The organism is Pantoea sp. XAF26B01_ASV70, assembly GCF_054512635.1.
The window spans coordinates 267,804-281,665 of the sequence record NZ_CM137251.1; the positions used below are offsets into that span (position 1 = coordinate 267,804).

Sequence of the window (13,862 nt, forward strand, 5' to 3'; positions counted from 1 at the left end):
TTAATGGCAGGACGAAATGATGAGGATTACAGCATGTCAGCCATACAGACCCAGACTCAAAATGAACCGCTCTCTGCGCCGCTGGTGTTTACCCTGGCCGCCGGTGCCGGACTCAGCGTCGCGTCGATTTACTACAGCCAGCCGATGCTGGATATCATCAGCAAGCAGTTTAACGCTGGCATCGGCGCGGTCGGCATGGTGCCGATGCTGACCCAGGCCGGCTATGCGCTGGGCATCCTGCTGCTGGCTCCGCTGGGCGATCGTCATGACCGGCGCACCATTATCTTTATCAAAGGCTTAATGCTGGTGGCGGCGCTGCTGCTGTGTGGTTTTTCCGGTGGACTCAGCGCGTTGCTGATTGCCAGTTTTATCACCGGCCTGACCGCCACCGTGGCGCAGGATATTGTGCCCGCTTCGGCGGCGCTGGCGCCGGAACGCAGCCGGGGTAAAACAGTCGGCACGGTGATGACCGGGCTGCTGGTGGGCATCCTGCTGTCGCGGGTGGTCAGCGGGGTGGTGGCGGAGTATTTCGGCTGGCGCACCATGTATATGATTGCTGCGCTGGCGGTGCTGCTGATTACGCTCACGCTGTGGCGGGTACTGCCGCGTTTCGCGCCAGGCACCTCGGTGAGCTATCCGCGCCTGTTGCTGTCGCTGGTGCACCTGTGGCGTCACCATCAGACGCTGCGTCGTGCCGCACTGGCTCAGGGGCTGTTGTCAGTGGGCTTTAGCGCCTTCTGGTCGACGCTGGCGTTAATGCTCAGCGACCGCTTTCATCTGGACAGTGCCGTGGCCGGGGCATTTGGTTTAGCCGGTGCGGCGGGTGCCATGGCGGCACCGCTGGCGGGCAGTTTTGCTGACCGCATCGGTCCGGCAAGGGTCACGCAGGCTGGCGCCGCGCTGGTGACAATCTCCTTTGCGCTGATGTTTCTGCTGCCGCTGCTGCCAATGCCAGCCCAGCTGGCGCTGATTGTCCTCTGCACCATCGGCTTCGATTTAGGGGTGCAGGCCACCCTGGTGGCGCATCAGACGCTGGTCTATGGCCTGGCGCCGGAAGCACGCAGCCGCCTGAATGCGCTGCTGTTTACCGTGGTGTTTATCGGTATGGCCACCGGTGCGGCGCTGGGAAGTCTGGCGCTGGCACACTGGGGCTGGAATGGCGTGGTTGCGCTCTCGACCTTAGCCGGTGCAGCCGCGCTGGCGGTCCGCTTCGCCAGTCGACACCTGAAAAACTGACACCTCGCCCGTCAAAAAATGTGCCAGGCTTATTCATAAACCCGAAATAATCTGGAGTGTTATGAACTTTTTAGCCTGGACAGCAGCGACGGGCGGCCTTCTGCTGCTGATGTCGCTGGCTTCCGGTTGGATTCACCGGGGGCCAGTCACCTCATTTGGTCTGTTCCTTATCGCGGGCATGCTGTGCGGCCCGTGGGGATTTGATGTTATCCACATCGATATTGTTACCCATTCCGAAGCCGTGGCGCACATCACTGAAATCACCATGGCTGCCTCGCTGTTCATCACCGGCCTCAAGCTGCGTCAGCCGCTGCAAAATAACTGCTGGCACACCGGGCTGAAACTGGCTTTTCCCGCCATGCTGCTGACCGTGGCCGCGATGACCCTGCTGTCGCACTTCCTGGTGGGATTAGACTGGCCGATTGCACTGGCGTTTGGTGCCATTGTCGCGCCGACCGATCCGGTGCTGGCGAGCTTAATCTCGGTCAACGATGCGCAGGATGATGACTCGCTGCGCGTGGCGATCTCCAGCGAAGCGGGCATGAATGATGGTTCCGCGCTGCCGTTGCTGATGCTGGCGCTGCTGCTGTTTAATGGCGAAAGCCTGAGCGTGGCGATGCTGGGGCACTGGGGTGCGGTCGAGGTGCTCTGGGCAATTGGCGGCGGTCTGATCATCGGTTTCGTGCTGGGGCAGTTGATTGGCCTGCTGGCGACCCGACTGCGCAATGCCAATGGCGATGTGGCGCCCAACGATTTCCTGGCGCTGGCGCTGATTGCGCTGAGTTATTCACTGGTGGAGTGGCTGGGTGCCTCCGGCTTCCTGGCTGCCTTCGCCGCCGGGCTGGGATTACGCCGTGCTGAGATGGGCGTATTCCGTCGCCATCAGCCGGACGATCTCTCTGACGACGAGCGCGTGCTGCCCTCTGAAGCACTGGTGAACCCTAATAAACGCCTGGCGCATCAGGGCGACAACAATATGGTGAAGTCGATAGGGTTTGTGGTAGGCGACGCCCTCTCTTTTGGCGATACTATTGAACGTTTACTGGCGGCTGGCATGATGGTGGTGCTGGGCGTCACACTGGCGCAGCACTGGAACATCTACGGCGTGCTGATTGGCCTGGTGCTGTTTGTGGTGGTGCGGCCACTGGCCGTCTGGCTGGTGACGCTGCGCGCCGGACTGCCGCTGGGGCAGCGTCTGCTGATTGGCTGGCTGGGCATCCGCGGGATTGGCAGTCTGAACTACATCGCCTATGCCTGGACGCACGGTATGGAAGGCCCGCAGATGGAAATTATGACCAATATGGCGTTAACGCTGGTGGTCTGCAGCGTGGTGGTCCACGGCACCACCGTGTCGCCGCTGCTGAACTGGCGTCAGAAACGCCTTGAAGCCCTTCAGCGTAAGGTTTAACCCGAACTAACAGGAGTTAAGAATGAAAGTAACTCAGATAGTGCTGCTGAGCATCCTCGCCACCGGCAGCGCGCTGGCGGCGGACGAGGCTGACACTGAGCAGAATGTTTATGCCAGTCAGCTGTGCCACATTGTCAGCGGCGAGAAAAAGGTCGCCAGTGCGGATCAGTATGTCGAACAGATGAAATCGACCGTGGCGCGCAGTCAGTCGCCGTCGGCGATGAATCAGCCTGAATTTGATGAAGAGTCCGCGCGTGAAGTGGCCAGTGCCTGGCTGCAGCTGGGTGATGATGAGCGTGCCAAACTGCGCGTTAACGAACAGCAGTGTGAGCAGGCCGTGATGGCGCAGTTCCAGCAGGAAGATTAACCGCATCGGATTAAATAAAAACGCGCCTGCCGGCTAATACTGATCAGTTAAGATTAAATTTGTAAAGGCTGTCACGGTCAAACGTGGCAGCTTTTTTTCCGGGCGAGCAAGCCGCAGTGCGTGCCTGCGCACCTCTGCTGCTGCCGGGCCGTCCTCGCGCCGCTCACGCGGTACCTTCGGCTTTGACGGCGTGCCGACGAACCGTTCGGGGATCGGCCCTCCCTGGCCGGCCCCGAACTGTCCACGCTTCCCGGCGTGGACTTCTGGCCCACCGTCACGCCTCAGCGCTGCGGATAGCCCTTTCAGCAGCAGAGGCGCTCAGGCCTCCACTCTCGTGCCCTTTTTAACAATACACACTGAAGTTTCAGAGCAGGCTGGGGCCGGGCAGGGGCAGGTAATCCGCAGCGCTGAACAGAATGAGTCTGCCAGGAGAGCCCGCAGGACGCGGGCGAAAGGCGGGGCGGCACAGGATGTGCCATCCCCGGCGGTCCGTCAGGCAGAGGAATGAAGTGAAGGAACCGCGCAGCGGCGCGAGGACCGCCAGCCCCAGCCCGGCACCAGACTGCGTTATCACCTGTCGCTTAACTGATCAGCATTACGCCTGCCGGGCGCGTTTTTTTATGGCTTTTCAGGGGCCATTGCGTACATAATCGCCAGCCATGGCACCCGACTTGCATCTGTTGATTCTACTGCAGCCTGCCGCAACGGTTTGCTCACTCTTCTGGTATCACATAACAGGCATTATGATTACGCGTCGACGCTTTATTCTCGGCACGGGAGCGCTCGGGCTCTCCATGACCACCGGCAAAATATTTGCCCGCGATGACATTATTCCCCTCTGGCCGGACGATCCGCCCGGCGGCGGCGGCCCATCGGGCCAGTTGCATATTAACAGCACCGGTTCCTGGTCAAATATCGTCAGCCCGGCGATTCAGCGCTTTAAACCGGAAAATCCCAATGGCGAAGCGGTATTAATTGCAGCGGGTGGCGGTTATCGCTGGATCGGCATGGGACGCGAAGCCTGGCCGGTCGCGCGCTGGCTCAATGCCAATGGCTATACCGCCTATGTGCTCAGCTACCGGCTGCCGCATGAGAAGTGGCAGGCGGGGCGGCTGGCACCGCTGCAGGATGCGCAGCGTGCTATCCGGCTGGTGCGATCCTTTGAGCGCAAGGTGCATGTGCTGGGCTTCTCGGCAGGTGGGCATCTGCTGGGGCTGGCGGCGGCGCGTCCGGACTTTGAATCCTATCCGGCCATCGATCCGCTGGATGAAGTGGTGCCCAAAGTCGACAGCGTCGGTCTGATCTATCCGGTCATCACCCTGGAAGCACCTTATCAGCACACCAATACCCATCTGATGATGGTCGGCAAAAATGCCACGCCGCAGGATGAGGCGAACTGGTCAGTGCAGAACTACGTAACCCGGCAATATCCGCCGACGTTTCTGGCGCAGGCCGAGGACGATCACACCTCAAATCCGTTTAACACCGAGCTGATGCGCGACACCTGCCGCCGCAACCGTGTGCCGGTTGAGCTGATTCAGATCAGCAAAGGCGGGCATGGCTTTGGTCTTGGCAAGGCGGGCACGCCAGCGGCGCTATGGGATCAGGCTTATGTTCGCTGGCTGGATCGCGTGAGCTGAGTTGCACTGGCGCGGTGCACAACTGCACCGGGGGATCCGTTCTCCCCCTGCCTGGCGCAAGGTCACCAGATCGAAGGTGGCCTTTTGTCCCGGTCCCGGTTAATGCTGCGTCCTCTGTCATCTTAAATCTCCCAAACCCAAACCCAAACCCAGACCCAGACCCAGACCCAGACCCAAACCCAGACCCAGCCCCTCAATATTGATATCAGCGGACTATGCTGACAGGTCAGGGCGCATTAATAACTCATTCTTATTTATCACGTTAACGAGGGGGAACGGAGCTAAGGGGCACTCACGCTTATTTCTGACTCTGTATACAATAAGATGACAATCTCTTGCCGTTAGTTGGGTACAAAATAGCTAAATAAGGACGCTTTAATAATTATCTTAATAAACAAACGGATCTGATTAATTCCCGGGCAAAGAACATTCCTATCTCATATCTTTTGCTTCTGTTTTTCCGCCATTACTTTGCTTTTTCCACCGATATATTGCCAGTTGATACAGATCAAAAATTGGCCAGAAATATCAGATCTTATGGATTATAAAAAAACTAATGAAAGCGTTGAAGCGGGCGTGTTCGGATGACGCAATCGTCTTTCAATCCAAAGCGATTCTTCTTTTAAGCTTTATTTTGGCTGATTCTGCTACAGATGGTCGTAATAAAAACCGTAAGTTTTGAACTAAAATAAAAATCCCACTTTATTGTCTTCGTTAACGTTAGATGATTTCATAACGGCTACGCATAAGATGAGGCAAATCAGACAGCAATCCATCCTGGTCAGTTTATCGGTGGTTTCTGATTTAACTAAGAAATATTTAAGTTTTTCTTGTCGGCGATGATAAGCAACAACATCTTATTGCATTCTGTCGGATGAGTATTAAGGTCAGTCTGCTTCTCCGCCAGAACAGGCTTATTTATTATTACTTTTTATTAACGATGTGGCGAGGTGGATAGTCAGGATTTTAACACACAACAAAGCGTTATATGCATGACGATCATCGAGGCATCGCTATTACAGACCAGGAACAATGGAAAGGCGTGGCCAGGGCTGATTAAAAAGTAATGTACAAATAATGAAGGGATGTTTTTTAAATACCTGAATAAAAGTTATTATCTTGTTTTCATCATTGTTCTGGAGAACATCATGCTACCGGGTAATGAAGTGAATTTTATTGGCTATCTTATTGAAGGGAACGTGGTTTATTTACACAAGACAAAGCGACTAATTTGTCTGAATGGGTATGGTGAAGATATCATCCTGAGAAAAACCATGTCGCACGTATTAGAGTATCTTTTTGAAAATGCCACCGTCGATGTTGTCACGGATTCGGAACTGATGGAGAACGTCTGGGATAAACATGGACTGAGTTCTTCTACGCAGCGGGTCTGGCAGGTTATGTCTAATTTAAAGTCGAAGCTCTTTTTTCTGGGTTTAAGTGATGATGTGATCCTGAGAGTTTCGAAGAAAGGCTATCTCCTCAAAGGCGACAGCGTGGAGAGGTTATTTAGCAGTCGTATCACTTCAAACATTCATTAAACACAGCGATAAATTCACTAACGATAATCCTGTGGAAATGGAGGCCGGGACTGTGAATATAATCGGTAGTCATTAAATAATTTCATATATAAATGGATTTAATTACTGTCGGTTCGGTTTTTCCGCTGTTAATCAGCCTGGCTCTTGCTGGGTGTTGAAAATATGAAGAGAAACGCAGGTTTTACATTTCGCGTCAGCGGGCGCATTAATTTTCGTTGAGCGCAGTTGCAGGAAAAAACTGGCCCTGATGACCAGTTTTTCCCAATAGTATTTTGTTCGGGGAATTAACGCATCGTCACAAACTCTTCCGCTGCGGTTGGGTGGATCGCGACAGTGTTATCGAAGTCTTTCTTGGTGGCACCCATTTTCAGTGCCACGGCGAAGCCCTGCAGCATCTCATCCATGCCGAATCCGATACCGTGAATGCCGACAATCTTCTCATCTGCACCCACACAGACCAGCTTCATGCGACACGGCTGACGATGCTGGGTTACCGCAGTGTACATGGCGGTAAATGACGATTTATAAACCTTCACCTGATCATCACCATACTGTTCCCGTGCCTGCGGCTCGGTCAGTCCCACGGTACCAATCGGCGGATGACTGAACACCACCGTCGGGATATTGCTGTAATCCAGATGCTCGTCCGGTTTGTTGTTAAACAGACGCTCAGAGAGACGACGGCCCGCCGCGACCGCAACCGGCGTCAGCTCAACCGCACCGGTGTTGTCGCCCACGGCGTAGATGCCTGACACATTGGTGTTCTGGAATTTATCGACTTTGATATAGCCTTTGTCGTCCAGCGCGACGCCAGCGGCGTCAATATTCAGGGCATCGTTGGCGGGCTCACGGCCAATCGCCCAGACCAGGCAATCCACGGTATATTCGCTGCCGTTTTCCAGCTGCAGCGTCAGGCTACCATCGCCGTTTTTAATCACAGCTTTTGGAATAGATTCGGTGTGCAGCGCCGGGCCTTCGCTGTTCATCACTTCGACCAGCGTTTCGGTGAGTAGCGGATCGAAGCTGCGCAGCGGCGCGTGTTTACGGACGAACAGATGCGTTTCCGATCCCAGCGCGTTAACCACGCCAGCCAGCTCAACCGCAATGTAGCCTGCGCCGATGACCGCAGTGCGTTTTGGCAGCGCGTCCAGCTCAAAGAAACCGTCGGAATCAATGCCGTACTCTGCACCCGGTATAGAAGGGTGGACCGGACGACCGCCGGTGGCGATCAGAATATGGTTAGCGGTGATAATCTCGCCGTTGACTTCAACGCTGTGCGCATCGACAAAGCGGGCAAAGCCTTTGATCACTTCGACTTTGTTTTTACCCAGCACGTTGTCATAGGAGTTGTGGATGCGATCGATGTAGGCGCTGCGGTTTTTCACCAGTGTGGCCCAGTCGAAGCGATTCACGGTGGTGTCGAAGCCATAATCCGGTCCGTAGAGATGGATCGCTTCGGCGATTTGCGCGGCATGCCACATGATTTTCTTCGGCACGCAGCCCACGTTCACGCAGGTGCCGCCCAGCTCTTTCGCTTCAATCAGGGCACATTTCTGGCCATACATAGCCGCACGGTTAATTGAGGCGATGCCGCCACTGCCGCCGCCAATGGCGAGATAGTCGAAATGTCGGGTCATTGAAGTATCCATCCGGTTGCATAAAAAATTGGGGTTGAGTGTAACGCTGCGGGTCGAAATGACGCAAAGTTTGCGCCTATGATTGTAATAGGGTTCTGTTTTTTCACTCGCTTACAGGGAAGCATACCATGCACCTTACTTTTCTCGGCACCGGCGGCGGTGCTCCCAGCCTGCAACGTAACGTCACGTCTATTGCTTTTACCCGCGCGCTGAGTGGTGAAACCTGGCTGTTCGACTGCGGGGAAGGCACACAATTACAGTTTATGCGCTCCAGCCTCAAACCGGGCAAGCTGGATAAGATTTTTATCACCCATCTGCATGGCGATCATATTTTCGGGCTGCCGGGATTACTCACCAGCCGGTCAATGGCCGGGCTGACCACACCGATGACGGTCTATGGCCCCAGGGGATTAAAAACCTTTGTTGAGACGGCGCTGTCGATCAGCGGCTCTTACACCGACTACCCGCTGACCATCGTTGAGATTGAGGCGGGCTGGACGCTGGACGACGGTGAGTTTCGTATCAGCGCCTGGCCGCTGAGCCATCCGGTGGAGTGTTTTGGCTATCGCATTGAACAGCATGACAAACCCGGTCTGCTGGATGCTGCGCGGCTGAAAGCGGAAGGGGTGCCACGCGGCCCGTGGTTTCAGCAGCTGAAGCAGGGTGAATGCGTGACGCTGGAAGATGGGCGGGTAATCAACGGTGCTGACTATCTTGGCCCCGCGACACCCGGCAAAACGCTGGCTATCTTTGGCGATACGGCACCTACTGAGGTCGCGCTGCAACTGGCGGCCAATGTTGACCTGATGGTGCATGAAACCACGCTGGAGGCCGCGATGGTAGAAAAAGCCAACGGGCGCGGGCACTCCACCACACTGCAGGCCGCCGAAGTGGCAAAACGCGCCGGGGCAAAACGGCTGATCGCCACCCATTTCAGTTCACGCTATCTGGCAAAAGACATGAACCGCCTGCTGGCGGAGTGCCAGACGATTCTTCCCTGCACCGAGCTGGCCTGGGATCTGGCGGTTTTTAACCTCTAATGATGCAGTGCGGGATAAGTGAAAAACAGCAGATGGGTCAGGTTAAGGCCAAAGTGCAGGGCGGTCGCCAGCCATAAGCGGCCGCTCCAGTGCCACGCCAGCCCATATAACAGCCCGGCCAGGGTGGCGAAGATCACCAGCAACAGGCCGCCGCTCAGATGCACCAGACCAAACAGCAGCGCGCTCAGTAACAGCGCCGGGATGCCGCCCACTACCTGCTTTAATCGCTGCTGCAGATAGCCACGAAACAGGGCCTCTTCCGCCAGCGAAACAAAGAACAGGTTGGCGAGCATAAATGGCCCCAGCCAGTCCGGTGTATGTCGCTCAAACGCTAATCCGCCCAGTAATACCGCGCAGTACAGCAGCAGCGGAATGGCGGCGATCAGCGCCAGTGCGGCGGGTAGTCGATAGCGTGGTGGCGTGGCAGGCGCGCGAAACAGCGTCGGCAGGCAGGCCAGCAGTACAAAAGGAATAAGCGCTTTATCAAAGTTAAACCCGAAGCTGAAAGGCACGCTGTGCGGTCCGGCCTGCACATCCTCTGCCTTAAGGGGATTATTAAAGCCTGGAAAAAGATGGAGGAGCAACCCGATGGCGATCAGCACCAGCAGCGCTTCGGTCACTATTTGTCGTCGATGATGGTCACGGTCATAAATACGGAGTGCCACCACAGCGGCGGTGCCGGTAAACAGCAGCAGCACCGGCCACGCTAACACGTCCTGATAAAAACCCAGCAGTGTGGCGAGCGCCAGTAATAATAATGCCAGCCGTCGGGCCGGTTGCAGCGCGGCCAGCGCGCCAGCCAGTATGATCCACATGGTAAAGACCTGGTACAACGCCGCCGCACCGGTAGTGAGCGGCGTAGAAGACAAAGAGAGTTATTCGGGTACGATCTGGTTAACCGCGTAGTGGCCGGTACCCGTCGGAACCAGTTTCTGGTGCAGCCACGGCAGCAGGGTATTCATCTGCTGGGCCAGCTTCCACGGCGGGTTAATCACGATCATGCCGGAGGCGGTCATGCCGCGCTGATCGCTGTCCGGACGGGCCGCCAGTTCGATTTGCAGAATATTGCGAATGCCGGTCGCTTCCAGGTCGCGCAGCATATGTTTGATCTGCTGGCGTAAAACCACCGGATACCACAACGCAAAGACGCCGGTGCCAAAACGTTTATGGCCTTCCTGAATCCCTTTCACCACTGCCTGGTAGTCGCTTTTCATCTCATACGGCGGATCGATCAGCACCAGACCGCGACGTGACGGCGGTGGCAGTTTCGATTTTAACTGCTGATAACCGTCGGCACGATCGACGCGGGCGCGGTTGTCTTTGCTGAATTCGTTACGCAGCAGCGGATAGTCGCTGGAGTGCAGCTCAGTGAGTTGCAGTTTGTCATCTTCACGCAGCAGATGGCGGGCAATTAGCGGCGAACCCGGATAGTAGCGCAGCGTGCCGCTGCGGTTCAGCGCACGAATCGCATCAAAATAGGGTTGCAGCAATTCCGGCGCATCGGGCTGCTGCCAGATACGTGAGATGCCTTCCAGATATTCACCGGTACGCTCGGCGTGCTCGCCGCTAAGCTGATAACGGCCTGCGCCCGCATGGGTATCCAGGTAGAAAAACGGTTTCTCTTTCTCTTTCAGCGCCGTGATGATCAGGCTCAGAACGGTGTGCTTCAGCACGTCGGCGTGGTTGCCAGCATGGAAGCTATGGCGATAACTCAGCATTGTTTATCCTGTTGAATGTATAAGGTTTTAATTGATGGAAAATCAATTTATACCAATTATTACCTCACGTATTACCCACAGAACGACGCACAGCAACCGACGCAGGAAAAGCATGAGAATCCGCGATTATATCAGGGATGACCTGTTGATGTGCCAGAAGCGTGATAACAAATCGGGATTACCGCGAGCCGCTCAGGGCGGGGCGTCTGGTTCCCGGCACGCAGTTACGGAAAGCGACCGCAAATCTTCCCCGACGCGCCAGCCAGCATTACGTGCATGAGATAAAAGCGTGCATCTTCCGTGCTGCTATTCGCGCGTTTCTTCCCCACCTCATCCTGGCTGCCATTGATTTTCGCTACACTAAGCCGCATGTTACTTAGATTGCGTTGCGCGACCCGCTGCGCCCCATACATCTATAAAGGACTGCGCTATGACCAATCCGCTACTGACATCTTTTACGCTACCCCCTTTTTCTGCCATTAAGCCTGAACATGTGGTGCCTGCCGTGACGGAAGTGCTGAGCCACTGTCGCGCAGAAGTCGAAAAAGTCGTGGCGCAGGGTGCGCCGTATACCTGGGATAATCTGGTTCAGCCGCTGGCGGAAACTGACGATCGCCTGAGCCGTATCTTCTCACCGGTCAGCCACCTTAATGCGGTGAAAAACAGCCCGGAGCTGCGTGAAGCCTATGAGCAGACGCTGCCGCTGCTCTCTGAATACAGCACCTGGGTTGGTCAGCATGAAGGGCTCTATCAGGCGTATCGCAACCTGAAAGAGGGCGATCAGTACGCTGCACTGGATCTGGCGCAGAAGAAAGCGGTCGATAATGCCCTGCGTGATTTCGAACTCTCCGGTATCGGCCTGCCAAAAGATAAACAGCAGCGCTACGGCGAAATCGCCGCGCGCCTCTCTGAGCTGGGCTCGGCTTACAGCAACAACGTGCTTGATGCCACCATGGGCTGGAGCAAGCTGATTACCGATGAAAGCGAGCTGGCCGGTATGCCGGAAAGCGCGCTGGCGGCGGCGAAAGCACAGGCTGAAGCCAAAGAGCAGGAAGGCTGGCTGCTGACGCTGGATATCCCAAGTTATCTGCCGGTCATGACCTACTGCGACAACGCTGCGCTGCGTGAAGAGATGTATCGCGCCTATGCGACGCGCGCCTCCGATCAGGGTCCGAACGCCGGTAAGTGGGATAACGGCCCAATCATGGCGGAAGAGCTGGCGCTGCGTCACGAGCTGGCACAGCTGCTGGGCTTCGACTCCTACGCCGATAAATCGCTGGCGACCAAAATGGCGCAAAGCCCGTCCCAGGTAATCGACTTCCTTAATGACCTGGCGGAACGCGCCCGTCCGCAGGGTGAAAAAGAGCTGGAGCAGCTGCGCGCCTTTGCCCGTAAAGAGCACGGCGTGACCGAGCTTAATCCGTGGGATCTCACCTATTACGGTGAAAAGCAGAAGCAGCACCTTTACACCATCAGCGATGAGCAACTGCGCCCTTACTTCCCGGAAGAGCGTGCGGTCGCCGGTCTGTTTGAAGTGGTGAAACGCATTTACGGCATCACGGCGAAGCAGCGTAACGACGTTGAGGTTTATCATCCTGACGTGAAGTTCTTCGATCTGTTCGATGAAACCGGCGAACTGCGCGGCAGCTTCTATCTCGATCTCTACGCCCGCGAACATAAACGTGGCGGTGCCTGGATGGATGACTGCGTCGGCCAGATGCGTAAAGCCGATGGCAGCCTGCAGAAGCCGGTTGCCTACCTGACCTGTAACTTTAACCGTCCGGTGAAAGGCAAACCTGCGTTGTTCACCCATGACGAAGTGATCACCCTGTTCCATGAGTTTGGTCACGGCCTGCATCACATGCTGACCCGTATCGAAGCGCCTGGCGTCTCCGGTATCAGCGGTGTGCCATGGGATGCAGTGGAACTGCCAAGCCAGTTCATGGAGAACTGGTGCTGGGAACCGGATGCGCTGGCCTTTATCTCGGGCCACTTTGAAACCGGCGAACCGCTGCCGAAAGAGCTGCTGGATAAAATGCTGGCGGCGAAGAACTATCAGGCTGCGCTGTTTATCCTGCGTCAGCTGGAGTTCGGCCTGTTCGATTTCCGCCTGCACACCGAGTTTAATCCGGAGAAAGGTGCACAGATTCTGGAAACCCTGCGCGAAGTGAAAAGCCGCGTGGCCGTGGTTCCGGGTCCGGAATGGGGCCGTTTTCCGCACGCTTTCAGCCACATCTTTGCGGGTGGCTATGCGGCGGGTTACTACAGCTATCTGTGGGCAGACGTGCTGGCGGCGGATGCTTACTCCCGCTTCGAGGAAGAGGGCATCTTCAACCGTGAAACCGGTCAGTCCTTCCTGGATAACATCCTGACGCGTGGCGGTTCTGAAGAGCCGATGGAGCTGTTCAAACGCTTCCGTGGCCGTGAACCGAAGCTCGATGCGATGCTGGAACATTACGGCATTCAGGGATAAGTCGGTTCGTGAAAATCTGTTTGCTCGATGAATCAGGCGCCGGAGACGGCGCCTTATCACGTTTAGCGCAGCGCTGGCAGCTGGAGCACGATGAAGACGCACTGCTGGCGCTGGTGCAGACCCCGACGCACCTTGAACTGCGCAAGCGTGATGAGCCAAAGCTGGGCGGCATTTTTGTTGATTTCGTCACTGGCGCGATGGCCCATCGCCGTCGCTTCGGCGGTGGACGCGGCGAAGCCGTCGCCAAAGCGGTCGGCATCAAAGGCGGTTATCTGCCGGATGTGGTCGATGCCACCGCCGGGCTGGGACGAGATGCGTTTGTGCTGGCGGCGCTGGGCTGCCGGGTGCGAATGCTGGAGCGCCATCCTGTTGTCGCTGCGCTGCTGGAAGATGGATTGCAGCGCGGGTATCAGGATGCGGAAATTGGCCCCTGGCTGCGCGATCGGCTGACGCTGATTCATGCGGCCAGCGCGCAGGCGCTGGGGGATATCACGCCGCCGCCGGATGTGGTCTATCTCGATCCGATGTATCCCCATCGCCAGAAAAGTGCGCTGGTGAAAAAGGAGATGCGGGTGTTTCAGTCGCTGGTGGGGCCGGATGAAGATGCTGACGCATTACTGGAACCCGCTCGCCGGCTGGCGAAGAAACGCATCGTGGTTAAACGGCCAGACTATGCACCGCCGCTGGCGGGTATTGTGACGCAGGCGGCCGTGGTAACCAAAAGCCATCGCTTTGATATTTACCCACCGCTTTAAAGCATAAAAAAGCCGGCTCTGCGCCGGCTTTAATCATTTATACGGCG

Annotated in this window: 11 protein-coding genes; 8 read left to right on the forward strand and 3 right to left on the reverse strand. The window is 56.3% G+C overall.

Annotated elements, in window-relative coordinates; translation table 11 throughout:
• Positions 1 to 33: 33 nt before the first annotated feature.
• The 5 genes from ACX8ZY_RS01250 to ACX8ZY_RS01270 all read left to right on the forward strand — a co-directional run bounded on the left by ACX8ZY_RS01250 (position 34) and on the right by ACX8ZY_RS01270 (position 6,192).
• Positions 34 to 1,236 (forward strand): MFS transporter, encoded by a 1,203-nt coding sequence (locus ACX8ZY_RS01250; RefSeq protein ID WP_010253427.1) that lies wholly within the window; start codon positions 34 to 36, stop codon positions 1,234 to 1,236.
• A gap of 61 nt (positions 1,237 to 1,297) precedes the next feature.
• A complete protein-coding gene (locus tag ACX8ZY_RS01255) occupies positions 1,298 to 2,644 on the forward strand; it encodes a cation:proton antiporter (RefSeq protein ID WP_010253425.1) in 1,347 nt (448 codons plus the stop codon).
• Between the two features lie 22 nt (positions 2,645 to 2,666).
• Positions 2,667 to 3,011 carry a hypothetical protein gene (locus ACX8ZY_RS01260; RefSeq protein ID WP_010671501.1) on the forward strand — a complete coding sequence of 115 codons (345 nt, stop codon included), beginning with the start codon at positions 2,667 to 2,669 and terminating at the stop codon, positions 3,009 to 3,011.
• A gap of 743 nt (positions 3,012 to 3,754) precedes the next feature.
• Positions 3,755 to 4,651: an alpha/beta hydrolase gene (locus ACX8ZY_RS01265; RefSeq protein WP_022623984.1), complete on the forward strand. Its 897-nt coding sequence runs from the start codon at positions 3,755 to 3,757 to the stop codon at positions 4,649 to 4,651.
• A gap of 1,148 nt (positions 4,652 to 5,799) precedes the next feature.
• The gene (locus ACX8ZY_RS01270; RefSeq protein ID WP_236352054.1) at positions 5,800 to 6,192 is read left to right on the forward strand and encodes a winged helix-turn-helix domain-containing protein; all 393 of its coding nucleotides are present in this window, start codon (positions 5,800 to 5,802) and stop codon (positions 6,190 to 6,192) included.
• Positions 6,193 to 6,476: 284 nt separating this feature from the next.
• Here the strand turns inward: ACX8ZY_RS01270 and gorA are convergent, their stop codons facing one another.
• Entirely contained in the window at positions 6,477 to 7,829 is a 1,353-nt protein-coding gene (gorA, locus tag ACX8ZY_RS01275) for a glutathione-disulfide reductase (RefSeq protein WP_010253414.1), read from the reverse strand.
• A 128-nt stretch (positions 7,830 to 7,957) separates the two neighbouring features.
• Between gorA and rnz the strand changes: the two genes are divergently transcribed.
• Positions 7,958 to 8,869: a ribonuclease Z gene (gene rnz / locus ACX8ZY_RS01280; RefSeq protein ID WP_421665179.1), complete on the forward strand. Its 912-nt coding sequence runs from the start codon at positions 7,958 to 7,960 to the stop codon at positions 8,867 to 8,869.
• On the opposite strand, the gene ACX8ZY_RS01285 is transcribed toward rnz, so the two are convergent.
• Together ACX8ZY_RS01285 and ACX8ZY_RS01290 are read right to left on the reverse strand one after the other, a co-directional pair.
• Positions 8,866 to 9,684 (reverse strand): CPBP family intramembrane glutamic endopeptidase, encoded by an 819-nt coding sequence (locus ACX8ZY_RS01285; protein WP_167430559.1) that lies wholly within the window; start codon positions 9,682 to 9,684, stop codon positions 8,866 to 8,868. The genes rnz and ACX8ZY_RS01285 overlap by 4 nt on opposite strands.
• 60 nt (positions 9,685 to 9,744) lie before the next feature.
• On the reverse strand, positions 9,745 to 10,587 hold the full coding sequence (locus ACX8ZY_RS01290) for a 23S rRNA (adenine(2030)-N(6))-methyltransferase RlmJ (protein WP_008926315.1): 843 nt from the start codon (positions 10,585 to 10,587) through the stop codon (positions 9,745 to 9,747).
• Positions 10,588 to 11,017: 430 nt separating this feature from the next.
• On the opposite strand from ACX8ZY_RS01290, the gene prlC reads away from it, so the two are divergent.
• Positions 11,018 to 13,060 carry an oligopeptidase A gene (gene prlC, locus ACX8ZY_RS01295; RefSeq protein WP_010253402.1) on the forward strand — a complete coding sequence of 681 codons (2,043 nt, stop codon included), beginning with the start codon at positions 11,018 to 11,020 and terminating at the stop codon, positions 13,058 to 13,060.
• Positions 13,061 to 13,068: 8 nt separating this feature from the next.
• The gene (rsmJ, locus tag ACX8ZY_RS01300; RefSeq protein WP_010253398.1) at positions 13,069 to 13,815 is read left to right on the forward strand and encodes a 16S rRNA (guanine(1516)-N(2))-methyltransferase RsmJ; all 747 of its coding nucleotides are present in this window, start codon (positions 13,069 to 13,071) and stop codon (positions 13,813 to 13,815) included.
• Positions 13,816 to 13,862: the final 47 nt, after the last annotated feature.